General features: G+C 57.6%; 22 protein-coding genes. 8 read left to right on the top strand and 14 right to left on the bottom strand.

Translation table 11 applies throughout. The features are described from left to right. Positions 1-238 precede the first annotated feature (238 nt). Positions 239-1,744: a UbiD family decarboxylase gene (locus WCO56_20575; GenBank protein MEI7731981.1), complete on the top strand. Its 1,506-nt coding sequence runs from the start codon at positions 239-241 to the stop codon at positions 1,742-1,744. A 6-nt stretch (positions 1,745-1,750) separates the two neighbouring features. Here the strand turns inward: WCO56_20575 and WCO56_20570 are convergent, their stop codons facing one another. The 4 genes from WCO56_20570 to WCO56_20555 all read right to left on the bottom strand — a co-directional run bounded on the left by WCO56_20570 (position 1,751) and on the right by WCO56_20555 (position 5,835). Further along, entirely contained in the window at positions 1,751-2,089 is a 339-nt protein-coding gene (locus WCO56_20570; protein ID MEI7731980.1) for a leucine-rich repeat domain-containing protein, read from the bottom strand. A gap of 121 nt (positions 2,090-2,210) precedes the next feature. Next, positions 2,211-2,456 carry a leucine-rich repeat domain-containing protein gene (locus WCO56_20565; protein MEI7731979.1) on the bottom strand — a complete coding sequence of 82 codons (246 nt, stop codon included), beginning with the start codon at positions 2,454-2,456 and terminating at the stop codon, positions 2,211-2,213. A gap of 335 nt (positions 2,457-2,791) precedes the next feature. Further along, on the bottom strand, positions 2,792-4,498 hold the full coding sequence (locus tag WCO56_20560; protein MEI7731978.1) for a tetratricopeptide repeat protein: 1,707 nt from the start codon (positions 4,496-4,498) through the stop codon (positions 2,792-2,794). Then, positions 4,495-5,835 (bottom strand): hypothetical protein, encoded by a 1,341-nt coding sequence (locus tag WCO56_20555; protein ID MEI7731977.1) that lies wholly within the window; start codon positions 5,833-5,835, stop codon positions 4,495-4,497. The genes WCO56_20560 and WCO56_20555 overlap by 4 nt, the downstream gene beginning before the upstream one ends. A 244-nt stretch (positions 5,836-6,079) precedes the next feature. Here WCO56_20555 and WCO56_20550 point away from each other — a divergent pair, with 244 nt between their 5' ends. Further along, the gene (locus tag WCO56_20550; GenBank protein MEI7731976.1) at positions 6,080-7,606 is read left to right on the top strand and encodes an arylsulfatase; all 1,527 of its coding nucleotides are present in this window, start codon (positions 6,080-6,082) and stop codon (positions 7,604-7,606) included. A 185-nt stretch (positions 7,607-7,791) separates the two neighbouring features. Here the strand turns inward: WCO56_20550 and WCO56_20545 are convergent, their stop codons facing one another. From WCO56_20545 to WCO56_20535, 3 genes are all read right to left on the bottom strand, one after another. Beyond that, complete coding sequence (locus WCO56_20545; GenBank protein MEI7731975.1) at positions 7,792-9,930, bottom strand: HEAT repeat domain-containing protein; 2,139 nt, start codon at positions 9,928-9,930, stop codon at positions 7,792-7,794. A gap of 54 nt (positions 9,931-9,984) precedes the next feature. Further along, a complete protein-coding gene (locus tag WCO56_20540) occupies positions 9,985-11,202 on the bottom strand; it encodes a Gfo/Idh/MocA family oxidoreductase (GenBank protein MEI7731974.1) in 1,218 nt (405 codons plus the stop codon). Positions 11,203-11,612: 410 nt separating this feature from the next. Next, positions 11,613-11,822 (bottom strand): hypothetical protein, encoded by a 210-nt coding sequence (locus tag WCO56_20535; GenBank protein ID MEI7731973.1) that lies wholly within the window; start codon positions 11,820-11,822, stop codon positions 11,613-11,615. Positions 11,823-12,101: 279 nt separating this feature from the next. Here WCO56_20535 and WCO56_20530 point away from each other — a divergent pair, with 279 nt between their 5' ends. Beyond that, positions 12,102-12,323, top strand: coding sequence for a hypothetical protein (locus WCO56_20530; GenBank protein ID MEI7731972.1), 222 nt, complete (start codon positions 12,102-12,104; stop codon positions 12,321-12,323). A 103-nt stretch (positions 12,324-12,426) separates the two neighbouring features. Here WCO56_20530 and WCO56_20525 read toward each other — a convergent pair whose 3' ends face one another. Further along, positions 12,427-13,776, bottom strand: a complete 1,350-nt coding sequence (locus WCO56_20525; GenBank protein MEI7731971.1) for a hypothetical protein — start codon at positions 13,774-13,776, stop codon at positions 12,427-12,429. A 172-nt stretch (positions 13,777-13,948) separates the two neighbouring features. Between WCO56_20525 and WCO56_20520 the strand changes: the two genes are divergently transcribed. Together WCO56_20520 and WCO56_20515 are read left to right on the top strand one after the other, a co-directional pair. Then, a complete protein-coding gene (locus WCO56_20520; GenBank protein ID MEI7731970.1) occupies positions 13,949-14,590 on the top strand; it encodes a hypothetical protein in 642 nt (213 codons plus the stop codon). Continuing rightward, the gene (locus WCO56_20515; GenBank protein ID MEI7731969.1) at positions 14,587-15,381 is read left to right on the top strand and encodes a nucleotidyl transferase AbiEii/AbiGii toxin family protein; all 795 of its coding nucleotides are present in this window, start codon (positions 14,587-14,589) and stop codon (positions 15,379-15,381) included. The genes WCO56_20520 and WCO56_20515 overlap by 4 nt, the downstream gene beginning before the upstream one ends. A gap of 303 nt (positions 15,382-15,684) precedes the next feature. Here WCO56_20515 and WCO56_20510 read toward each other — a convergent pair whose 3' ends face one another. The 4 genes from WCO56_20510 to WCO56_20495 form a co-directional block, all read right to left on the bottom strand. After that, the gene (locus WCO56_20510; protein ID MEI7731968.1) at positions 15,685-16,689 is read right to left on the bottom strand and encodes a sugar phosphate isomerase/epimerase family protein; all 1,005 of its coding nucleotides are present in this window, start codon (positions 16,687-16,689) and stop codon (positions 15,685-15,687) included. Further along, entirely contained in the window at positions 16,686-17,819 is a 1,134-nt protein-coding gene (locus WCO56_20505) for a glycoside hydrolase family 5 protein (protein ID MEI7731967.1), read from the bottom strand. Before WCO56_20505 ends, WCO56_20510 begins: the two co-directional genes overlap by 4 nt. 144 nt (positions 17,820-17,963) lie before the next feature. Beyond that, positions 17,964-18,956, bottom strand: a complete 993-nt coding sequence (locus tag WCO56_20500) for a hypothetical protein (protein MEI7731966.1) — start codon at positions 18,954-18,956, stop codon at positions 17,964-17,966. Continuing rightward, a complete protein-coding gene (locus WCO56_20495) occupies positions 18,953-19,483 on the bottom strand; it encodes a sigma-70 family RNA polymerase sigma factor (protein ID MEI7731965.1) in 531 nt (176 codons plus the stop codon). The genes WCO56_20500 and WCO56_20495 overlap by 4 nt, the downstream gene beginning before the upstream one ends. Before the next feature lie 355 nt (positions 19,484-19,838). Here WCO56_20495 and WCO56_20490 point away from each other — a divergent pair, with 355 nt between their 5' ends. The 3 genes from WCO56_20490 to WCO56_20480 all read left to right on the top strand — a co-directional run bounded on the left by WCO56_20490 (position 19,839) and on the right by WCO56_20480 (position 21,662). Then, positions 19,839-20,363, top strand: a complete 525-nt coding sequence (locus WCO56_20490; GenBank protein MEI7731964.1) for a sigma-70 family RNA polymerase sigma factor — start codon at positions 19,839-19,841, stop codon at positions 20,361-20,363. Next, positions 20,360-20,611 carry a hypothetical protein gene (locus WCO56_20485; protein MEI7731963.1) on the top strand — a complete coding sequence of 84 codons (252 nt, stop codon included), beginning with the start codon at positions 20,360-20,362 and terminating at the stop codon, positions 20,609-20,611. The genes WCO56_20490 and WCO56_20485 overlap by 4 nt, the downstream gene beginning before the upstream one ends. A gap of 100 nt (positions 20,612-20,711) precedes the next feature. Beyond that, the gene (locus tag WCO56_20480; protein ID MEI7731962.1) at positions 20,712-21,662 is read left to right on the top strand and encodes an RNA polymerase sigma factor RpoD/SigA; all 951 of its coding nucleotides are present in this window, start codon (positions 20,712-20,714) and stop codon (positions 21,660-21,662) included. Between the two features lies 1 nt (position 21,663). On the opposite strand, the gene WCO56_20475 is transcribed toward WCO56_20480, so the two are convergent. Further along, positions 21,664-22,857, bottom strand: coding sequence for an iron-containing alcohol dehydrogenase (locus WCO56_20475; protein MEI7731961.1), 1,194 nt, complete (start codon positions 22,855-22,857; stop codon positions 21,664-21,666). Positions 22,858-23,036: 179 nt separating this feature from the next. Next, a complete protein-coding gene (locus tag WCO56_20470) occupies positions 23,037-23,342 on the bottom strand; it encodes a putative quinol monooxygenase (GenBank protein ID MEI7731960.1) in 306 nt (101 codons plus the stop codon). Positions 23,343-23,587: the final 245 nt, after the last annotated feature.

The following is a 23,587-nucleotide window of genomic DNA, read 5'->3' as shown; positions in this document are numbered from 1 at the left end:
AAATCCCAACCGTCGCAGTGGCTATTGCTTATTCTGCTTCGGGACGGGCTCTAGCCTAAGATTTACGCGTCCAGCGACGCGGAATGCACACCAACACAAAGCCGGGTTTAATCACCCGGCTTTTTTTTGGAACTGGGATCACGGCGCATCCCAAAAAGATTGGCCGAATCAGGAAAAATCAGCGCTATCGCACGCAAATAGGCTTGCTTAATTGCCCCAAACCCATCTGGAATACGCCATGAATTTATCGCATCCAAATCAGGCAGATAGTGGCATTGTGGATCTGCGTTCGGCATTGGTCCGGTTGGAAAAATATCCAGGCCAGTTGATTTCGACTGACCAACCGGTGGATGCTCATGCCGAATTGGCCGGGGTGTACAAGATCATCGGCGCGGGCGGCACCGTGCCACGTCCCACGCGGGTGGGACCGGCGATGATCTTCAATCGCGTCAAAGGCTACGAAGATGTCCGGGTGTTGGTGGGACTCATGGCCAGCCGCGAGCGGGTCGCGTTGTTGCTGGGGGTTCCTCCAGATCGGCTCGCCTTTCATTTGAATGCCGCGGTGTCGCGGCCCATCGAACCCATCCAGGTTGCGGCGGCGCAGGCATCTTGCCAGGAAGTGGTGCATCGGGCCACCGACCCCGGTTTTGACCTGCGCCGATTGTTGCCAGCGCCCACCAATACCGAGGCGGACGCCGGGCCATATTTTAACCTGGGCCTCGTGTTGGGCAGTGATCCGGTCACGGGCGATACGGATGTGACCATTCACCGTCTATGTGTGCAGAGTCGCGATGAACTTTCCATTTATTTCGTGCCGGGACGCCACATTGACGCATTCCGCCAGAAGGCGGAGGCTGCCGGCCAACCGTTGCCCGTGACGATTAACATGGGTTTGGACCCGGCCATTTACGTCGCCGCCTGTTTTGAAGCGCCCACCACTCCGCTGGGGTTCAATGAATTGACCATTGCCGGCGCGTTGCGTGGGCACCCGGTGGAATTGGTGGATGGCTTGACGGTTCGTCAAAAGGCGCTGGCACGTGCGGAAATTGTGATCGAAGGGGAGATTCTGCCAAACGTACGGGTGTGCGAGGATCAGAATACCGGCACCGGCTATGCCATGCCCGAATTCCCGGGATATAATGGCAAAGCACAGTCAGCCCTGCCGGTGATCAAGGTCAAGGCGGTCACCCATCGCCGAAACCCCATTCTGCAAACGCTGGTGGGACCGGGAGAAGAGCATGTCAACCTGTGCGGCATCCCCACCGAGGCCAGTATTTTGCGTCTGGTGGAGGCAGCGATGCCGGGCCGGTTGCTCAATGTCTATGCCCACTCGGCGGGTGGCGGCAAATATTTGGCCGTGCTGCAATTCAAGAAGGCGTCGGCTGCCGACGAGGGTCGCCAGCGCCAAGCGGCACTCCTGGCGTTTGCGGCATTCTCCGAACTCAAACACGTCATCCTCGTGGATGAAGACGTGGATTTATTCGACAGCAACGATGTCCTGTGGGCCATGACGACCCGTTACCAGGGCGACGCCAGCACCGTGTTTATTCCGGGGGTGCGCTGCCATCCGCTGGATCCCTCCCAATCGCCGGAGTTTAGTCCGTCCATTCGGGAGCCTGGCACCGGCTGTAAAACGATTTTTGATTGCACTGTGCCGTTTGCGATGAAGACGCGTTTTCAGCGCCCGCAATTCATGGAAGTGGACCCGCGCCCGTTTGCACCCGGGCTGTTTCCCGCGCCATGATTTGGCTTAATGACTGCCATTATCGCCGTGCAAGCGGAAATAATGATCCAGAATGCCGGTCGGATTGGCGGGTTTTAATTTGTCGGTGACAACCTGTTTGAATGTGGGGCCGAGCACCTCCGGGGGGAGGCCGAGCGCAGGATTATCATGCAGGTAAAGCCCTTCGAGTTTTCTGAGCTGGCGCAGACTCTTCGGCAAGGCGGTCAGGCGATTACCAGCGAGGTCGAGGTATTGGAGTTGGCTGAGTTGGCCGAGTGCTTCGGGCAACGAGGTCAGTTGGTTTTCGGAGAGGTCGAGGGTCTGGAGTTGGGCTAGTTCGCCGATGGCTGTTGGGCAGACGTCCAGTTGGTTGGCGGAGAGATCAAGGGTATGCAGTCGGGTGAGTTGGCCGAATGTTTCCGGTAAAGTCCTCAGCAGATTGCCATAGAGGTAGAGGTGCTGGAGTTGGCCAAGCCGGCCGAGTACTTCAGGCCAGCCAGCCAGTCAGTTGGTTGCCAGAGAGGGAGAGCGTCTGGAGTTGGATGAGCTGGGCGAGGGCGTCCGGCAAGACCGTCAATTGGTTGCCGGCCAGGTAGAGGTCCTTGAGCTGGGTCAGTTGTCCCACCGAAACCGGCACTTCGGTTAAACCCAATCCCGCGAGGTACAATTTCCGGGTCGCCTCGATTTGCTCCTCGGCGATTTTCAGGGCTCGGTTGTTGTCATAAATTGGCATACATTGATTCTCCTGATGCGCTGCTGTGGCGACTTGGCAGGCACCTTAGCGCGAGTGCCGCTATTTGTCGCTTTAAAAAACGGGAACTATTAACGGTCTGCTGGCGACCATAATAGTGCATTTACCCGCGCTGCTCACTTAACAGTGACATCGAAACCTGACTTCCCACCGTAACAACTCCCCATCCTCCCCTTCCAGGTTCATGGGTTCAAAGAGCGAAATTCTTCTGTTCGGGGAAGTCTGCCCACGAACCCTCGCTTGCAGGTTCATGGGTTCAAAGAACGAAAGTCGTTGGTTCGGGGAAGTCTCACCTTGACGGATTCAAGGTCAGCGCATCATGGGAGTGGACCCGCGTCCGTTTGCGCCCGGGCTGTTTTTGACGAAATAGAGCTGCGCCATTGGGCCAACTGGGCGCGGACCTTGGCGGCATTGGGATCTTCAATAGCCTCGAAGATCTTCAGCGCGGCCTCAGCACGGGAGATAGCTTCCGCACGGTTACCCAATTGTTCAAAGGCCAGCGCGGAATTCCACAGGGCAATGCCTTCGCCGTTTCGGTCACCAATCTCGTGTTTAATATCCAAAGACTTTTCGTAATATTCAATGGCTTTACGTACATCACCCAAGGCAAGGTAGGCGCTGCCGTTATTGCCGAGCGCGGTGCCTTCGCCACGACGGTCGCCAATCTCACGAACGATGATCAATTGCCGCCCGTAACACTCGATCGCCTTGTGCGCATAGCCCAAGGTGTAATAGGCGTTGCCAAGATTGCCGATGGCGCTGCCTTCGCCGCGCCGATCGCCAATCTCGCGGGCGATGACCAACGCTTGCTCGTGAAACTCAATGGCCTTCCGTGCGTCGCCCAAATCGGCGTAAGCATTACCTAGATTATTGAGGGCGGTGCCTTCGCCGTTCCGGTCGCTAATCTCGCGGGATATCTTTAAGTGTTGCTCGTAAAACTCGATGGCTTTCCGTGCATCACCCAAGGTGGCATAGGCGAGGCCAAGATTATTGAGATCAGTGCCTTCGCCACGTCGATCATCAATCTCACGGGCGATTTTCAAGTGTTGCTCGTAAAACTCGATGGCCTTCCGTGCATCGCCCAATGCAGCATGGGCAAGACCGAGATTACCGAGAGCGATACCTTTGAGATGCAAGTCGCCGATATCGAGAGCGATCTTCAGAGCTTGTTCGGCATACGTCATCGACTGATGGGTGTGACCCAATACCTGGCAAGTCCAGGCAAGCTCATGAAATGTGGCAAACAGGCTAGCCGCAGGAGCGCTGGCACGTTGTTTGAGTTCGAGGGCTTCGGTGTACAATTTCTCCGCTGCCCGCCAATCATCACGGCCCGCAAAACCAGCAGCCGCGCGGTGGAGCAAGCGGGCAAGGGAGAGTTCTTTGCCGGGCACTCCGCGCAATTTCCCGGATTCTTGCAGGGCAAACTGGGGGTCGCCGCCACCGAATTCCTCCACGAACTCAGGTCGGGCCACCGCCTCAGTACCTGACCGCTGGTCAGCGGGCTGTGGTGCAGCTTCAATGCGAATGACGAGGGTACGCACCGACCAAAGGTCAGGGGCGATCTCGCGCAGGACTTCTTGGAACCAAGGCGCACCGACAAACACGAGCGAACAGTTGAATTGCCGCCGGAGAGGATTGCGCTGGGCGTTGAGGCGCGCAAGGGCTTCCTGCCAAGCTTCCCGCCATTTGGCAGAGGTCTTGTAATAGTCGGGTTCCACCGCCGCCATCCAGAGGCAGCCGGTGTCCACCGACGGGTGTTCAGCAAGAAGGCGATTGGGGAGTTGCCGTAGATCATCCGGCGTCAGCAGTTTTAAAGCGGTGAGTTGCCGACCTTCGCGCTGCAGTTGTTTCTCCAACTCCCGCTGGCATAGCGCAGCGGCGTCAGCCTCCGGCACCAGCAAGACGAGCAAGGCAAACCCCTCTGAAAGATCGAAGTGGTTGAGGAGTTTTTGCCACTCCGGTTGGCTGGGCAGATCGTAGCGCCGGGCCAGAGCTTCCCAGCGCGCCTGGGGAGCGTCACTCATGTGGTGAGCTGGCCGGGTTTGCCCGCTTCCCGTTTGACAATGGCCGCAACTTCCTCCCGGATGAGCGGATGAATGTCGTACCACTCGGTGCCATTGGCAAAGTAGAGGACGAAATGAGTGTCCAGAAAACGAGTGAGACGGTTGACATCACTCGGCATGGTTGTTGGCAGGGCGGTCCCGCGCACGCGCTCAATCTGATCAAGCCACTTGGCATCGTCTATGGCAATGGGCAGAAAGTTACTGCGAACGGCAGCAATGGCGCTTTGAATTTCCTCCGTAGTTACTGGCAGGGCTTTGGCGCGTAGCACCGTCTCGCGGAGCAATAGCAGCAGATCCCGAAAATGCCCGCCGCAAACAGCGATCAGACGGTCGGCGAGCGGATGTTCGGGGCCGTCCCCATCAAAGAAAGTTTGAAAATCAGTGTCGCCAAAACGCCGATGCACCAGAGACTGCAAGGCTTCCCTGCCAGGCAGGTAAGGTGTGCGCTGTTCGTCATTGTTCCATTGGCGGATGCTGGGGAGCATGACAATGCGTCCCATGCCTGGGAAAGTAAACTTAAGCCAAGGCGGCACGGTATAGACCATGTGAACATAGGGAATCTGCATCAACTTCTGGTGCTGGGCAAAAAGGCGTTCGACGCTGTGAATGACCGACTGCTCGTTTGAAAGCGTACCGCGGATTTGCTCCAGTTGGTCGAATAGAAAAACCACTCCGGCGATCCGCTCGCCCAGTTTGGCGCGGATGGCCTTGACCCCATCCTCGAAAAAGCGATCTACATCCCGCTTGAGTTCGCCGATGCGATGAGCCAGCTTTTCTTGAAGAAGCTGGCGAAACGTAGGGGTAGTGCTGAGCTTGAGTTTGAAATCTGCGCCAGCTTTCAAACCAACTTCATCCAACACCACATTTGTAGTAGTTAGATAATTGACTAACCGATTCCAATAGTCATCGGTACCAATATCCGCAATCTTCATATCATTCAGCGCATCGCTGAACGTACCGGCCAGAACGATGAGTAGGTCTGAAATGTCGATTTCCTGGGAGGGATTGAGATATTTCAGGGCATCGCCGTAAAGCACCACGTAGCCTTGGGCTTCAAGGTCCCTCTTGAGACGGAATAACTCTGTCGTTTTGCCCGAGCCGCGAAAACCGGAGAACATCTGGAGACTTTCGGTATCGTTCAAGTCGATATGCTGCCGCATCAGCGCCACGGGATCTTCCACGCCCGCCTTTTCATAAATCGGTTCATAGAAAGGATTGCCAGGCTTAAGTGGTTTGTCGGCCAAGCGCTGGTAGATGCCTTTCAGGAACTTCTGCCGCTGCTCAGGAGTTAATTCCATATTTTTTCGCGGTGCGTAGTGTAGCGTAGCGCCGCTTCGCCGCAAGGCCAAAATTCGAACAACTCGCCACGCCGCGCATTCGATGCGTATTGGAATCCCACCGCTCCGGGCTTGCGTAATTACGCTGATGGGGCACTATCGCACCAGAATATATCCTTGAGGCAAATCGGATACGGTGTAGATGCTGGGCATGATCAAGGCCCTGCGCCTCCTGATCCGGTTCTCTCGGAAAGACGATAACAGTATGAATAAACTATTGTTGCTAATTACCTGGTCGTTGTTGGTTGCCCCTATCGGTGCCGCTGAGCCTTTCAGCGATAAACAGCCCAACATCATTTTCCTGTTGTCCGATGACCAGGGCTATGGTGATTTGTCGTGCCACGGAAATCCCATCCTGAAAACACCCAATCTGGATCGTTTGCATGGGGAAAGTGTGCGGTTCACGGATTTCCACGTCAGTCCTACGTGCGCACCCACCCGCAGCGCCCTGTTTTCCGGACAGCACGAGTTCAAGAACGGCGTCACCCATACCATTTTTGAACGGGAACGCATGAGCCTGAAGACCACCACGATTGCTCAAATCCTCAAGTCTGCCGGATTCACCACCGGAATCTTTGGCAAGTGGCACTTGGGCGATGAAGCCGAATATCAACCGGGACAGCGGGGATTCGATGAGGTATTCATTCATGGCGGCGGCGGGATTGGGCAGACATATCCCGGCTCCTGCGGCGATGCGCCGGGGAACAGGTATCTGGACCCCGCGATTCTTCACAATGGGAAGTTTGAAAAGACCAAAGGGTATTGCACCGACGTCTTCTTTAAACAGGCCATGAGTTGGATCAAGTCGGTCAAAGGCAAGAAGCGGTTCTTCTGCTATCTGCCCACCAACGTGCCGCACGCGCCGCTCCAGGAGCCGCCCGGATATGAGACACTTTATGCAGGCAAGGCCCCTGGAAATGCAGCCAAGTTTTTCAACATGCTGGCCAATCTGGATGACAATGTGGGGCGGCTCTTGGCTCAGCTTAAGGAATGGGATATTGAACGCGATACGCTGGTGATTTTCATGAACGATAATGGCGGGACCGCCGGCTGCCAGGTTTGGAACGCGGGCATGCACGGACAAAAAGGCACGCCATGGGAGGGTGGCACGCGAGCGTCCTCGTTCTGGCGCTGGCCGGGTACCCTGAAGCCCGGCGACGTGGATAAGCTGGCGGCGCACATTGATTTCTTCCCAACCCTGGCGGAAATCACCGGGGCGAATGTCCCCGCCGAGATCGCGGCACAATTGGATGGCCGCAGCCTGGCACCCTTGCTGAAGAACCCGAATGCCGACTGGCCGGAGCGCTACCTTTTTACCCATGTGGGGCGATGGGCCAAAGGGCAGGTGGCCGGGGCACAGTATTCCCGTTGCCGCGTCCGCAACAGCCGGTACAGCTTGGTTTGTGCCAATGCGGATGGTACGAAAGCGTGGGAACTGTTTGATCTCAAGGCGGATTATGGGGAGAAAAACAACCTTGCCGCCGATCATCCAGAGGTGGTGAAGGAGTTGGACGTCGAGTACCAGAAATGGTGGAATTCCGTCCAGCCGCTGTTGGTGAACGAGGCAGCGGTCGGTCCCAAGATCAACCCGTTCAAAGAATTGTATTGGAAACAGTTTGGCGGTGGTCCATCTGCCGAGGATTTACAAAACATGGATCCCAATCGTGCCGATATCGGCGAACGGCCCAAGGCTCAAAAATCAAAGAAAAAAGCTGGCGGGCAACCAAAATAAACAAGCTCGCGGATTTTTATTTGGAAAAAATCCCAATGTGTGATACAAGAGTATATGACGTTTGAAGATATATTCCGCAAGGAACTATTTTGGGGCGCGCTGGCTGCGTTAATGCTGGCGTTGCTGCTGGTGGGCACGGCCAGCATCAGCCAGACATAGCAGGTTGGACTTTGACGGGATGGATATTATTTTTCCGTCAGGCGCCGTTTCGCGCGTTCCACGATGTTTTTCTCTTTCGAGTTCGTGATAATTCTGTTCAGAAGTTGATCAATCTCCGCCCGGTTGTTGCGCAGATTTCGCTCGCGGGAGATGTCCATGACGGTATTGGCGGCACGATTTGCCAGGGCAGGGGTCTCCAGGAACTGCGCCGCATAACGCATGGCTTCCATGGTTTTCACATCCACCAATCGCTCCAATACAAAGTTTCGTTCGGCATCCTGGTCCGCCAATTCCATGGCGAGTTTAAGTTTCTGCAACCGTTGCTTGTCGGAAAAGCCGTCGGGCAGTGAAACGACCCGGATATAGGCGCGCAGCGCATTTTTGCGTTCGGCCGGTTTCTGGGCCTTTTTCACGAACATCAAGAGTTGATCCGCAATTTCATCTGTGGCGTCAGGCAGGTTATTCAGCGCTTTGAGTCCGGCTTCCACGGTGGCGTTATCACTGCCAGCCACGGCGGATTTGATGGCGTCAAACGCTTTGGCACCGCCAATGCGGCCTAACACCGGCAGGAGCGCCAATTTTTCGGCAGGATCGGCGGTGGCGAGCGATTGCAGGACGGCTTCGGCCTGTTTTTCCTTTTCCGGGACACGTGCAGAAGTCATGGCGATGGCTTTTTCCGCCTCATCACGCTCTCCTCCGGGTTTGGTCTTGACCAGTCCTTTGACCATGTCGGGGAGGTTTTCGGGCATGGCTAGTTTTCCCAGTGCCTTGAACGCGGATCGGCGCAGGGTGGCATCTTCACTCACGGTTTCCGTCAGCAACGCCGTCACGGCGGTGGTGGCACCACGTGCCTCTAAGACTTCGATTAAAACGGCCTTCAACTTGGCATCCTTCGCTTGTTTCATGGCGTCCGTAATGCTTTCGTTCACCCCGGTACCGACAATGCGCGTCAAGGTGGCCCGCGCCTCGGTGGCGGAGTCGCCTTGGGTGGCCAGCGCTTGCAGCAGCAACAGGACGTGTCCGCCATCCCCCAGCCAGCCAAGGGCGTTCAGACCCGCAACCCGTGCGGTTTCGTCCTGGCTTTTAATCAGCTCCAAGGCCAGCGGCAAGGCGGCCTTTTCACTCTTGGTCGCCAGGATGCCCAGCACCAGCGTCTGGCTGGCGATCGGGAGTTTGTTCACGCCGGACACCAACGCCTTGGCACCTGCACTGCTCAGGTCGTTGATTTGTCCGGTGGCGATGGTCCGGGCATCGGCGTCGGTGCCCGTCAATAGTTCGAGAATCATTTTTCCGGCATTGTCCCCGGCGGCCTGTAAGGTGCCGTGCAAGGCCGCCAAACGCACGCCGCGCGGTTCCTGCGGCTGATACAGTTGCTGATAAATGGCCGCTGCTTCCTTGATTTGCTTGGCGCGCAAAAACTGTTCGGCGCATTTCAGCCATGCTTCGGCGGACGCGAGCCTGAGCGCCTCGGGCAGACTTTGACGGGAACCGGCAATGGCTTTGGCGGCCTCGGGAGTGCCAAGGTCGCCAAGGGCGGCTAACGCGGCATTGAGCAGCGCTTCATCCTTGTGCTTCAGTAAAGCGGTGATGGCGGAGGTGCTGGCGGTATCCTGCCGTTTGCCCAAGGCGAGCGCCAAGGCTGCCTGCCGCACCGGATCAGTGGTCTTCGCCAGTGCCGCGCGCAACGCGGTGGCGGCTTCGGGGGCCGGGTTTTTTTGCAGGGCGCGGCGCGCCATTTCGGCCACTGCTGCATCCGCGCTTTCCAGTAGTTTGGCCAGGGCGGGAACCACCTCTGCCCTCCCGGCATCATTCAGCAGTATCATCAGCCAATATTTCGCGTCGCGACTCGCCTCACTCCCTAGCAGTACCGCAATCGCTTGGCAACAGGCCAGACGCTCGGTCTCCGCGTTGGGGCGGGCGGCGTGGTGAACGATGGCTTCAAGGGCCTCCAGTGCCTTATTGTCACCTTGGAAACCAAGTTGAGGGAGAATTGCTTGCATGGCCTGGGTGAAGGCCTGCTGCATCTGCTGCGGAGATTCATTGCTGGTGAATTCGATCGCCGCATTGGTTGGCGCAGGGACTTTGATGTTTTTCGCGGCGTGCAGGAAGGGGCATCCCGTCATGAAGCAGAGGACCGTCAGGAGCGTGAATGGGTTGCGGTTCATAGTTGGCTTTTCGTAAAATGGTTTGTGGTATTTGCCAGGGTGATTCGGTGCGGATCAAGCCAGATGCCAGGGAGCGCGCATGGGCCGCGAGAGCCAGCGGTTGGCCTCCTCATCCCCAAGGATCTCTTCTTTGATTGGGTCCCATTTGAGTGGACGCCCCAGCCAGTAGGCAATGTTTCCCAGATGGCAGACGGTGACGGTGCGGTGGGCGACTTCAATGTTGCGGAATGGGAGTTGCCGGGTTTTCACGCAATGCAGGAAGTCTCCCTGAATGCCACCTTTGCCTTTATAATTGGGAATGACGATACTGGGCGGAGTGATTTGTTTGGAATGCTTATCGTAAATTTCTCCCTTGGTGCCCCGGATGGTGAGGATGCCACCCTTGCCGCCGCCATGATAGATGCGAATGCCATTGGCAAAACGGTATGTGAGGTGTTTCACGTCCTTGCCATCCGGCGGGATGATTTCCACCGGGCCGGTTTCGTGCAGTTGCGTGCAGAACAACGCACCGCCGAAGCCATGCGCCCCCCAATCGGTTGTACTGCCCCCGGAATAATCACGCCAGGCGCGGAAGTTCAGGCGCGCGGAATTGAACGGCACCATCGGAGCAGGGCCCAGCCACATGTCCCAGTCCAAGCCCTCTGGAATCGGCTGCTCGGGCAGCGTGCAAGGTTTGGAAGGCCCGCCGACGTTGACGAATACCTCCTGCACCTCGCCGATGGCTCCCCCGCGCACCATGCGGTGGAACCAGTTGTAATCTTCCCAGACCCGCTGGCTGCCCCCGGAAAACACCCGGCCATAGCGCCGCACGGCATCCGCCAGGGCGCGCCCTTCACGGATTGTCAAGGTTTCGGGTTTTTCGCAGAACACATCCTTGCCATGGCGCATGGCATCCATGGAAATGAGCATGTGCCAATGATCCGGTGTGCCGATCATGACCGCGTCAATATCGGAGCGGGTGGTGATTTCGCGGAAGTCATTGTACGCCTTGCAATCTCCATTGCCGTTCTTGCGGTCAATCATGGTTTTACCTTCATCGCGGTGCGCTTTTATCACGTCGCAAACCGCGACCATCTGCACTTCATTGAAATTCATGATGCCACCGGTGTTGCCCATGCCGCGACCGCCCACGCCGATGCTACCCATCACAATACGGTTGCTGGGAGCGGGCCGTCCATCGGCGCCGAGGGCGGAAGCTGGAATGAAGTAAGGCGCAGCGCTTAAGGCAAGCGCGGATTGTACAAACCGACGACGATTGATCGTAGCTTTCATGTTAAGGAGGAAGACTTGGTGAGCACTCCGCAAAAGTCAAGTATGCTCGCGCATTTTGTACGCGCATCTAATTCCCGCCTGGTCCGGGCTCTGGCCGCAAGCCGCAGCCATGGCTGGCTGGGGGGCTTGTACTGCTGGCGCTGGCCTCGCACAAGTTCCGCAAACGGCTGGATTGAGCGTCCGGACTGGAAAACCAGGATAAAACTAGTACGGGTTTGGAATTTTTTTGACCGCAGATTGCGCGGATGTCACAGATGAGAAGCGTAAAAGGCCGAAGACAGAAACGCGAAATCCGCCCCCCAAAGACTTTTGCAGAAAAATGAACCGGCATAAAAATAGAAAAATGGGACGGTCTGCGATAGGAATCCATGTTCGACCGCTCCATTTTGATTGCATCGAGAGAGAGCAGGTTATTCAGGGACACTGATCATCCAGCGTTTGGCGCGGGTGCGGCGGTCGAGGTAGGCGAGGAAGTCGAAGGCAGCGGATGCCGCGTCCTCCGGGATTTCGGCGGCGGGGATGGCGCGGGCGATAGCACCCTGGGTGACGAAGAGCAGGAATTTTTCCGGACGGGTCCAAGTGTTGTTATTCATAGTCGTTAATTCGTATTTTGTGTTCATAATGTTCATCATTTCGGGGGACAGCTTAAACCAGGGGGTAGGACAAATATGGTCCTACCGTCAAAAAAGTTCAAAAAATATTTTGAGGGGAAAAAGGCCGGTAAAATTGGGATGGAACCTTGCAGAAAGATGAAACCGGTAGAAAAATGAAGACCAAGAAAATGGCAGTTTAGAGTCAGGAGGCCGAGTCATTATTCCAGCCTGAACCGTTTTTTTGACCCCTTTTTGATCCACGCAGCCAATGCCATGTCAAATGGCCCCTGGAAACTAGACTCTTGATTGGCTCAACATGCCATTTCCAGCGTGCGGTGCCTGCATGTCGCGCAATCGTGCTTGTTGCTGTCCCCAAGCCTGATGGCGGGCTTGCAGGTCAATAATCTCCGCCGCCACCTGCCGCTGTTCCTGGACACCAGTGTGCTGTTGGCTGGCAGCGCATCGGCTCAGGGGGCATCTCGTGAAATATACTTGGAGCGGGAACGGGCGGCAGGACGTCTTCGGTAACGGGGCCAACTATTTTCAGGTCCCCCTCCTCTCGAGCTTCACTGTTGCCGTGCCTGGCCCCAAGGTCTGGATGGCTCAAAAGCAAAACACTCTGGCGCGCGCTTCACTTGATGGCCGGCACACCCCGGTAAATCCAAGCGGTGTGGTGCGACGGCACGGAGTTGCAGTCATAGCCGCCGAAGTACAACACTTTGCCATGGTCTTCCGGAAACGGAGATACGACGGTCACGCGGGTCGAGACCAGTTGCGGCTCGCGCGGATCGGTGACTTCGGCCACTTCGTAGGTGATATTGGCCCCTTGCGCGTGCCGGATACAATAGCGCGCTTGCCCGGAAAAGTACGCCCGAGGGTTCTCCTTCATCTGCACGCGCGCTTTGATGCGCGGGTGCGAGTTGACGCCGGCCGCCGGATGGCAACACTCGAAGCCAAACAGCCACTGTATCTCACCCGTCCCCGGTACAACGTAAGGCATCAACTCGTTGTACGCCGAGAGGGCAAATGTGACTTTGACCCCTAACTTTTCCGTTAGAAAGACTGGGATGTCCAATTCGATGGTCTCATTGAACCCGTCAGCGGGATCCAATCGGCGCGCCTTGCTCAAGGCGGCGCACCATAGGACCTCGCCGCCGCCGCCGGGCTTCGGCACGGCAGACAGGCCGCGAATGCCGCAAGGACTGGTTTCCTTGGGGCAAAAATAGACCTCTTTCCAGGAAGGGCTGGTGCCATCGGTTCGTTGGTAGATATGGCGGGAGGTTGCACAGTAGAATACCCCGTTGCAACGGCAGAAGCCCATCACGCGCTCGCCCTCCGGCGTCTGGAACTCCGCCTGCTTTTCCCACCGAATGCGTCCGGGTGCCGCCGGATCATAAACGCCCCCAATCATTCCCAACTTGTCCGTGCCGGCAAAAACGCGGTCAATCCCGGTCACACGGTCGCGGTGCAACCCAATAGCGCGCGTTGTCGCATATTTTGAGACGGTTCCCAATTCGGAGGCGGACCACTCTCCCGTCTTGTCCTCGCGGCAATAAATTGTCAAAGGGCCGCTTCTGACATCCGGCACGGCCAATAGCAGCGACACGGGGGCGATGGCATGCCCCAGAGCGTCGGTGGAAAAGGTGACTTCCTTCAAACTACCGTACCGTAAGTTGTTGACGGTAAACTGCCGTTCGACGCGCCACTGACCCTTCGGGGAATCCAGCACCAGCACCTGGCACGCCTTGGGCACAGCCGGATCCTTTTCCATCCAAAGGCTCGTGCTGGCGTAAAGCTTTCCCGCGTGCGGCACCAAATGCATCACCTCCGTGCCCGCCACCAACTTTCCGTTCTGATCGCGATACCCCGCCTGCATGGACGCTTCAAAGACAAGTTGGCCCAGCGGCGAAACGTCCACTGCGCAGGCTGTGGTTATCGCCAACAATACTGCCAAAGAAAGCCGCCAATGCGGTCGAAACATGTTCAAGGTATTCCCCTTATGGCGAGGCATGTCAAGCGTGCAGCAGCTTCGTCTCAGCCGACGTCAACCGACAATTAACCGCATCGCCGCCAGTCCGACGATAGAAGCTCTGTATGGTTAAAAAAAGTCATATTCTATTTGCAATAGATAACATAAGTGCTATCGTTCGGATATGAGTTACGACGATGTTGTTAAGCTTGCGGGGGCGATGCCGTGCTTCGATCTGGCCTTGCTGGCGCAGGCGTTTGATGATCGGCGGGAAGCGATCCGGGTGCAACTCTCGCGCTGGATGAAGCAAGGCAAGGTCATCGGTCTTCGGCGCGGGATGTACACGCTCTCCGAGACCTACCGGCGCGTTCCGTTGACTCCTGCCGTGCTGGCGAACCAGTTGTACCGGCCGGCCTACCTCAGCGGCTTGTGGGCGCTGGGTCACTATGACCTGATTCCAGAACGAGTCGTCAGGGTTACCAGTGTAACTTCGCGTGTCCCGCGCCGTTTCGAGAATCCCTTCGGCGTCTTCGACTATCGCAACATCAAGCAGGATTGCTTCTTCGGATTTGCGTCAACTGGCGTCGCTGGCCAGGAGTTCCTGGTCGCGGAGCCAGAGAAAGCCTTGCTGGATCACTGGCATCTGACCGAGGGGGAGTGGACCTCAGAACGTCTGGATGAGATGCGTTACCAGCACGTTGCGCAGGTGGACGCGGAACGGCTCCAACTTTATGCCCAACGGTTTCAGAGCCTGCGCCTCGACCGGGCGGTCCAACGGTGGCTCCGGCTGGCAGCCGAGGCGGAAGAAGGGACGGTGACACTATGAAAGAGGAAGCCTTGGCATTGGTTCGCGGCGTGCCGGATCCGGGACAAGCTCTGAACCGGCTCCGGGAATATCTCCAAGCCTTCGTGTTGCGGTCGTTTCACGAAAGTGAGGCGTTCCGGCCTCTGGCCTTTGTCGGTGGAACGGCGCTGCGCTTTTTGCACAACCTGCCACGCTTCTCGGAGGACCTTGATTTCTCGCTGGTGTCAGCCGATGGTTATGCGGGAAAGGAATGGATGGCCAAGGTGAAACGGGATTTGGTGCTGGCCGGGTTCATCCCTGAAGTGACTTGGAACGACCGCAAAGTCGTGCACACGGGTTGGGTGCGTGTGGCCGGCATCCTGCATGAGGCGGGCTTGTCGGCGATGCCGGAGGAGAAACTGGCCATCAAACTGGAGATCGACACGCGGCCGCCGGCGGGGGCGCGCTGCGAACGCCGGGTGGTGACCCGGCATGTCACCTTCCTGCTCCAATACTACGACCAGCCATCGCTCCTGGCGGGAAAACTCCATGCCGCGATCACGCGTAAATATGCCAAGGGGCGGGACTGGTATGACCTGGTGTGGTACCTCTCGCAGCGTCCACCGGTGCTTCCGAACCTGCCTTTGCTGCAAAATGCCCTGGACCAGACGCAGGGGGTCGGCCGCCACAACGCGCCATCCTGGAGAGAACTGGTGCGGGAACGGTTGACCACCTTGGATCTGCAAGCAGTCTGCGACGATGTCAGCCCCTTCCTGGAACGGCCGCAGGACGCGGCGTTGCTGACCCGTGACAATCTGGAGGGACTGCTGTAGGGTGGGGGCTGGCGACAACCATGATAACTCCACCCCCCCCCGTTTCTGGCCCGTCATTCAGGTCTTCGTCAGTTCGACGTTTAGCGAACTGAAGCATGAGCGCTACAGGCGCAGGTGTATAACTTCATCGCTGCCAGTCCGGCGATCGGAGGTCTGTATGGCTAAAACGCAAAACACTTTGGGCGCATGCTTCACTTGATGACTGGCGTACCCCGGTAAATCCAAGCGGTGTGGTGCGACGGCACGGAGTTGCAGTCATAGCCACCGAAGTACAACACTTTGCTCTGATCTTCCGGAACCCGCTCAATGAGTATTCGCAATTGCCTCGCGCATCGCCACGAGCACCTTCTCAACCTCGGCAAAGGGATCGTAATTCTTGCGCCCCATTCCGAGCGTTTCAATTGGCAGGAAGCCGCGGTAACCGCCGTCGTGGATGACTTTCGCAAGCTTCTTGAAGTCGGTGGGCGGAGATTTTAAACTGCTGCCCAAGGTCTCCTTGATCTGCCAGTTCATGGCGTAAGGCACCATCATCGCGATGTCGGCATACGGATCGTCGGTCAGGTACTTGCCGGTGTCCACCATCGCGCCGCACCATTCGTGATTAACACGATTGACGAGGCTGCGGTGCTCGGGGCCGGTACTGAGAAAATCGCCGTGATTCTGCACCGTAACGAGGACCCCGAACTTTTCGCCGTGCTCAGCGCAAGCGCGGAGATCATCGGCCATCCAAGCCTCCACATCCTCGCGCTTTGCGTTGCCAGAGGCAACCAGCCAGTCCTTGACCGGCAACTGCGGACCGGCAAAAACCCGAATCCCCGGCGCACCGAGCCGGGCGGCGACCTCAATCCATTCCCTGGTCAGTTGCACGCCCGCCGCACGCACCGCCTTGTCCGCCGTGGCAAAATCATTCCGCACGCCCGTGCCGCTGATGACGATGCCGCGATCATGCACGTGGCGCTTCATTCGATTCACATAGCTGTCAGCGGGCACCTTCGGATAGCCGGGAAAAAAGTAGCCCGTGAGGTCCACCGCCTCAATATTGAGCTTCGCGCAGAAATCGCATACGCCGAACAGGTCAATGCCCTTGCTGGCGTCCTTTTGATTCTCAGTCAGCAGCTCGAGGAAGGAATACACATTGAGCGTGGGCTTGAGGAAGGGGCCGCCGGCGCGCTGGATCGGCGTCAGCGCAGGCGATGGCACAGCGGTGACAAGTGGTGCCAGCGCTGCGAGACTGAAGAAGTGGCGGCGGTTAAGGGCGTTGGTTGATTTGTTCATAGTGGTTCTTCTCCTTTGCATCAGGTTGTTCATTTTGTTCCAAACATATCTGTCAGCAGCGTATCACGGATGCCGCCCAGCCATTTGCCGGAGGCCTTGTCATAAATCCCGAAATCCGGCTGGTCGAATTCAAAGAAACTCCAACTCCAATGCCGCGCCTCCATCTGCCGCACCACGAAGCTCGTCCAGCGGATTCGCTCCTCCATGGCTCCCTTGCTGCCGGTGCCGAATTCACCCATGTTGATTGGGCAATGATGCTCCTCGGACCACTTCTGGGCGAAGTCGAAAGCCTCCGTGATGGCTTTTTTCTCCTGTTCTGTGCCCGACCAATTAACCCCGCTGACATCCTTGAAGTGTTCCGAAAAGGCAACGCCCTGGTGCGTGAAGGCGAAGGGATCATAGTAATGGACGGTGGCAATGAGGTTTCGGTCATTCTCGGGCAGGCGGAGATCCTTCAGGTAGGGGATGTGGCAACCTCGAACGGGGGCGCCCACCAGCACCGTGCGCGACGGGTTCGAGGCGCGGATGATCTTCAGCGCCTGGGGATACAGCGCATTCCACAACTCGGGACTCATGGGCGGCTCGTTCGCGATCTCGAACACCACCTGGCTGGGGTAGTCTTTGCAATGCGGCGCGATCTGCCGCCACGCCGCGAGGAATTTTCCCTGGGTGCCGACTGGGTCTTTGCGCATCTCCTTATGCTCGTGCAAATCCAGGGTGACCATCAAATCATGCGCCAGCGCGCATCGTACCGCTGTGTCGAGCTGCGAGAAGAACACCGGCTGAATGTCGAAGCCGCTTTTGCTCTTCATGTATTTGAATGGAAAAAGCGGGATGCGGATGTGCTGGAAGCCGGCATCCTTGATCGCCCGATAGTGGCTTTCCCCCAGTTCCTCCATCCTGCGGATGTTGATTCCCCGCCCCAGCCGGGCGTTTTGCTGGAAAGGGTCAATGGGCAAATCCTTCGCCGCCCCAGACACCGGTGGCGCGCTGCCAGCCGGGGCAGGCGAGGCGGTCGTAGCGGTTTCGGCGGCGTTTGCCAGCAGGAGAGCCAGGCCGAAAATGATTAGCATGGGCATGAAGACTCTCATGATCCCCAACGTGCTGGCGCATTTGCCGGGCCACAGGTGCGGGTTCGAGTGTAGCATCGTTTTATAGTTCATAGTCAGATTATCATTAATTTCCCATACAGTGCCATTTCCTTCCCCTGCGGGCGCCAGGACGTGGCGATAACTTGCAACAGCAATCCGGGCGCTCGCTTCATGGTTGCGTGCCGGGCTGAATTTTTCCTGATCGCTCGTAAACCATCACCGGTGGGGACTCGTTAGCTTCAGCGGCTGCTCCCGCGTGTTCGTGCACAGCACCAGCTGCACATCGTCCGCGTAGTGGTCGGCAAACGTGACCACCCCATCCACCGGAACCGGGTTTTGAGGGATGACCTTCAGCTCGATGACGAGAAAATCTGTATCCGGTGGGACAATCATGCTGCCCGCAATGGGCTGCCAGCTTTGCGGATCATCATCGGCGACGATGTTCCAGGAACTGTAGGCCAACTCCTGATGCAGCTTCTCCACCCAGTTCTTCTGCACCAGCGCAGGGTCACCCGCGAAGGCCCACATGCTCGCCTCAAACTTAGGCCTTTCCGACGAAGCTTTGGGCGCGTAATTGAACCAGGCCGACCAATCGACCACGGAAGTTCCGCCGGCAATTGTTTCCCGCCAGGCGCGCACATCAACGAGTTGGTAGATGTTCCCGTTATATGGGGGTGCGCTGGAGGATGGTTGTGTGGAATTGGAGCGCAAAAAACGAAACATGCGCTTCCCTTCCCTGGGCACAATGCCCTGCTGTGCTTCCACGACCTCAGCGCAATCTCCGCTCCAAACCCCAAAGGTCACCGGAACACCGTTAGGCAACGGAGCTACCCCGTCCTCAAATCCGGCATTCGCCAGCGGCAGCAGGCGCTTAACGGCTCTGGGCGCGTGGGGACTCACATAAGCCCAGGCTACTGACGCGCAAAACATCCCCAGCACCACTCCCGCCACCAGCGGGCGCCAGGATAGCCAGCGGATGAACCGGGAAGGAATCATCGGCCACAGCCGTTGGGGAGCGAATTCCGCCGCTGCCCGATGGGCCGCGCTGGCCCGGGTGGCAGCCCGTATTTGCTGCTCAAACAGGACGGCTTCTGTGAATCGGCGCAGGTTGGCCGGATCCGCCTTGAGCCAGGCGTTGAGCTCCACCCGCTCCCTTTCGATGAGGCCATTGTCGAGGTAGTCGGCGATCAGTTTTTCCGGATCGTTCATGCGATTTCTCCTTCGCGGCGTCGTTGCCGTTCAATACAGGTGCGCAGTTGTTCGCGGATGCGCTGCAAGGTTACTCGCACAGCCGGCCCATTGGCGCCAAGACGTTTCGCGATCTCCTCCGCGCTAAAACCCTCAACGTACCTTAGCTGCAGCACGGTTCGCGCATGCGCGGCGAGGCGGGCGAGGCAGGCCTGCAACCATGCCTCGCGATCCGACACGGTCGGTGCAAGCTCCGCCCAGGTTTTAGTGAATTTTTCCAGCACCTCGTTATCAAACACAACTAGGTTGCGTGCCTCATTCCGGCGCAAACCCATCACTTGAAACCGGGCTATTCCCAGCGCCCAGGCGACAAAAGGCCGCGTGCCATCGTATTCCGGAAAACGGCGGAATAAGACCAGCGCGGTCTCCTGGAGCACGTCTTTAGCGGCACCCTGGTCGTGCACCAGGGCATGAACGTAGTTCGCCACCGCCGGTTGGGCGGTCGTCCACAGGCACATGAAGCGCTCCTGTTCCTTTGCCTCAAGCATATTCGCCGAGTATTTCCACGATTCCCCCGAAACGTAACAAAAAAATTGTCATCGGAAGAGTTTTTCCAAAAGTGCCATCCACGTGCAGGCCGAAATCGGCGCGGGAATGTGGACTGGATCTGGTGCATACATCATCGCCCCCGGGGGCGATTGATTCGGACTTTGACGCCTCTGCACCGTGCAGCACGGCCAGTGGTGTGGGCTAGCGGAGGTCCGGATGGCGAAAAAGGTGACTTTTATCATTTTTAGACCCAGCGACCGCAGATTTCTCAAAATTTTCTGTTAGGTTTGGGGAGTTGGTGGAACTAACCTATGAATGCACAGCCCGTGGAGAGACGGGTTTGATAAAAAAACAATGAAAGAACCGCGACCATTAACAACGCAGTTCCTGGCCCACCGGCACAGCCTGTACGCGTTTATCAACGGCTTCGTGCGGCATCCGCAGGACGCCGAGGATATCTTCCAGGAGGTCTGGGTGCGGCTGTCCGACGCCTTGACGCGTGGCGACGTGATTCAGGACCTGCCCAAGTGGTGCCGGGGCACCGCCCGTAACCTGATCCTCCATTACTGGCGGGACCGGCAGAAGGAGAAGGTGATCGTGGATCAGGAGTTGATGGAATTGGTCGAGGTCGCCTTCAAAGAGCAGGAGGATAATCAGGATTATTGGCTGGCGCGGCGTCAGGCCTTGTGTCACTGCCTGGAGACGCTGCCGGACCGGTCCCGGCACTTGTTGCAGATGAAGTATGACTTGGGCCATACCACCAAGCGGATGTCCGAGGAGTTAAAGCAATCCGTTGACAGCGTGATGATGGCGTTATCCCGGCTGCGCCGCGCGTTGCGCGAGTGCGCGGAAAAGAAACTTCGATTACTTGGCGTATGAAATCCGTGGAACAACTACTCACCGAATGGGAAGAAGGCCGTTTGACCGCCGAAGGCGCTCATGAGCTGAAGCAATTGCTGCGCACCCCCGAGGGCCGCGCCGCGCTGGTGGATGACTGGCTGTTCTACGAAGCCTTGAACGGTCTGCTGCGGGAACAGGAAGAGCTGCGCCGCCAAATGGAGGCGCTGGAATTGCTCGAAAAGGACTTCCAAAACAACCCGGCCCATACATCTAACATGGCCTCATGAAGCGATTCCAAAATCCAGTAGGGGCCGAGGGAACGAGGCTCAAATGTCTTGAACCCAAGCAACTGGCGTTGCTCGCCACGGTTTTACAATTGGTATTCCGATGATTCGCGATTTTGACAGCCAGTATGTTTCCGCACCACCCCCGGTTCCGCCGGGAGTTCTGCCAACTGGCTGGTCGGTGCCGCCCGCTCCGGCGTCGTCGGTCGAGGTTCCCCGGGAACCAGAACTTTCGGAATTACCGGAGACTCTGGATGGTGATTTTGTCTTGCGGCTGTATATCCGCGAGGCGCTGGTGGAAGACCCGCTTTCGGCGGCGGACGAACGGTCGGTGGCCTTGCGGGTGCGGCGCGGCGATCCGGCGGCGCGGGAGCGAATGATTCTATGCAACCTGCGATTGGTCGTGCATATCGCCCATAACTACCAGGGCATGGGGCTGCCCTTGAGCGACCTGATCAGTGAAGGCAACCTTGGTTTGATGCGGGCGGTGGACCTGTATGACCCGAATCGCGGCGCCCGGTTTTCGACGTATGCCGGCCATTGGATTCGGCAGCGCATGCGGCGGGCGCTGAGCAACCAGTCACGGGTGGTGCGGTTGCCCGAGAGTTGGTTGCAGCATGAACCGGAGGATTCCCAACGCTTCATTCCCATTGAGCACCGTGGGTCCTCTGCGGATGGCGAGGTGCCGGTCAAAGAGCTGAATTCCGGGGAAACCATGGAGTCGGGCATTCACGCAGCGCCCGAGGACCAGTGTACCGAAGGGGCGTTGCCCGGCGAGCTGTTTCCGGATGAAACCACTCTATCGCCCGATCTCGAACTCATGCAGCAAAGCGATGCGACCTTTATCACTGACCTGCTGGATACGTTGGGTGTGCGCGAGCAACAGTTGCTGCGCTTGCGCTTCGGGTTGGATGGTGACGGGCCGCGCACTTTGGAGGAGACCGGGCGCGAACTCGGGTTATTGCGCCAACGCGTGCATCAATTGGAGAGCGATGCCTTTGCCGATCTGCGACGGCGCGCCAGCGCCATGCACTACACGCCAGAAGCCAACTGAATCACATTCCGCAATCCGCATTCCAAATTCCGCAATTAGACTGCCACGCTTGTTCTAAAATCCCCGTTAACTCTTCCACTGTTAACGCGATCGGATTCGCTTTCATGCTGCTCGCCTTGGCGGCCTTTGCCACTAATCCGGGAAAATCCTCGCGGCGGATGCCATAGACCCGTAGTGGTGGAATCCGCATGAACCCGGTGAGTTCGCTCACCCAATCCACGCTATCCTCGGCCTTTGCCTGCGAATTACCCGTTAGCGCTCTGGCCACCGTTTGGTAGCGCGCCAATGAATCGCTGCCCGGCGCGCGCTGGCGCAACGCCATAAGGTTTTGGCGCATGACCTGCGGCAGCAGCGCAGCGCAGACGGCTCCATGCGGGGCAGGGAACTGTCCGCCAATCGGTGCGGCAAAGCCATGGGCCGCGCCCAAGCCGGCATTGGCCAGCGCAAAACCGCTGAACAGGCTCGCTGCACACATATCTTCACGGGCGGCCAGGTTGGTTCCATTCGTGAACACCTCACGCAGGGAACGCGCTGCGCGTTGCAAACCCTCGAGACATAACCCATCGGTCATGGGATTGGCCCGATTGCAGGTGTACGGCTCAATCAGTTGGGTCAACGCATCCAGACCGGTAGCTGCCGTGATTTCCGGGGGCAGGCTGAGGGTTAATTCAGGATCCACTAGCGCCACGCGTGCAAGCATGAGCGGACTTCGCAAGCTGACCTTCACCCCGTGTTCCGGCGAGGCCAACACGGCGTTGCGGGTGAGTTCGGCACCGGTGCCCGCCGTGGTGGGGATGGCTATGAAAGGAGCGCCTGGGCACATGATGGGGCGGCCCTTGCCAATGACTTCTAAATAATCGAGTAGCTCCCCCTCGTTGGTGAGCATCGCGGCGATCGCCTTTCCGCAGTCAATCGCACTGCCGCCGCCGCAACTGATCACCAGCTCGGCCTGCAACTGCCGCGCCTGGGCGAGGCCCGCCTCCACATCCGTGGTTTTGGGTTCGCCGTTCAGGGAGAAAATGGCACTGGCCACGCCATGTGACTTTAGAAGTTCACCCAGTTGCCCCACCCGGGACGGATCGCCGCCCGTCACCACCAGCGCGCGCGCGCCAAACTCCCGTGCAATACCGCCGACTTCCTTGAACGTGCCCGGACCAAAAATAATCCTCGGCACCGATGTAATCTCAAATCGCATGGTCTAAAATATTCTCACCACATTCCGGTCGCCAGCCTGATTGCAAAACCGTAGGTAAGGAGACTCTGATATAGGTTTCCTTAAAGCTTCGTTATCCCGACTACTACCGGTTTTCGGCATTCGGATCTCGGATTTCTTTCGGCATTCGGTTTTCGGCATTCGGATTTTTCCAGCTCTCCTCACCACTCTGCATCCACCGGAAACACGTTCCCGTATTTCAAACTGGTGCGCGGCTCGGCCATCATGCCGGCGACGGTATCGCGCCAGACCTGATAATGGCGGGTTTCCTTGTGGGCGGTGGTGGCCTCCACGCTGCGATATGCCTCGACCAGCACAAAACGGGTGGGGTCATCCGCCTGTTGCACCACATCAAAGCGGGCGACGCCAGGTTCCTGGACGCTGTTACGCGCATTTTCGAGCGTGGCGTGTTTAAACGCCTCTACGCTTTCCGGTTTTACATGTACCTGAACAAATACAATCAACATATTGAATCCTTTCCGTATCGGGTGGGTACTACATAACGGAAAATCGGCGGCAAGACCAGTGAATGTTTTTCCGCCTTATACCATTTCCAGTTTGTAACTGCATCATTCAAATCGCTCAGGCGGCCTTGTCATCGTAGCGCAGGTTTCCAAACCTGCTGTGTCGCCGACTTCTCAGTCGGCTTACCTTTAATTAGAGCCCGTCCCGGAAAAGCCGTTTTCAAAACATGCATAAGATAAGCTATAAG

It is taken from the genome of Verrucomicrobiota bacterium (genome assembly GCA_037139415.1).
GTDB lineage: Bacteria > Verrucomicrobiota > Verrucomicrobiia > Limisphaerales > Fontisphaeraceae > JBAXGN01.
The sequence above is the reverse complement of the archived record's forward strand: the minus strand, read 5'-3'. Positions and strand labels throughout refer to the sequence as shown.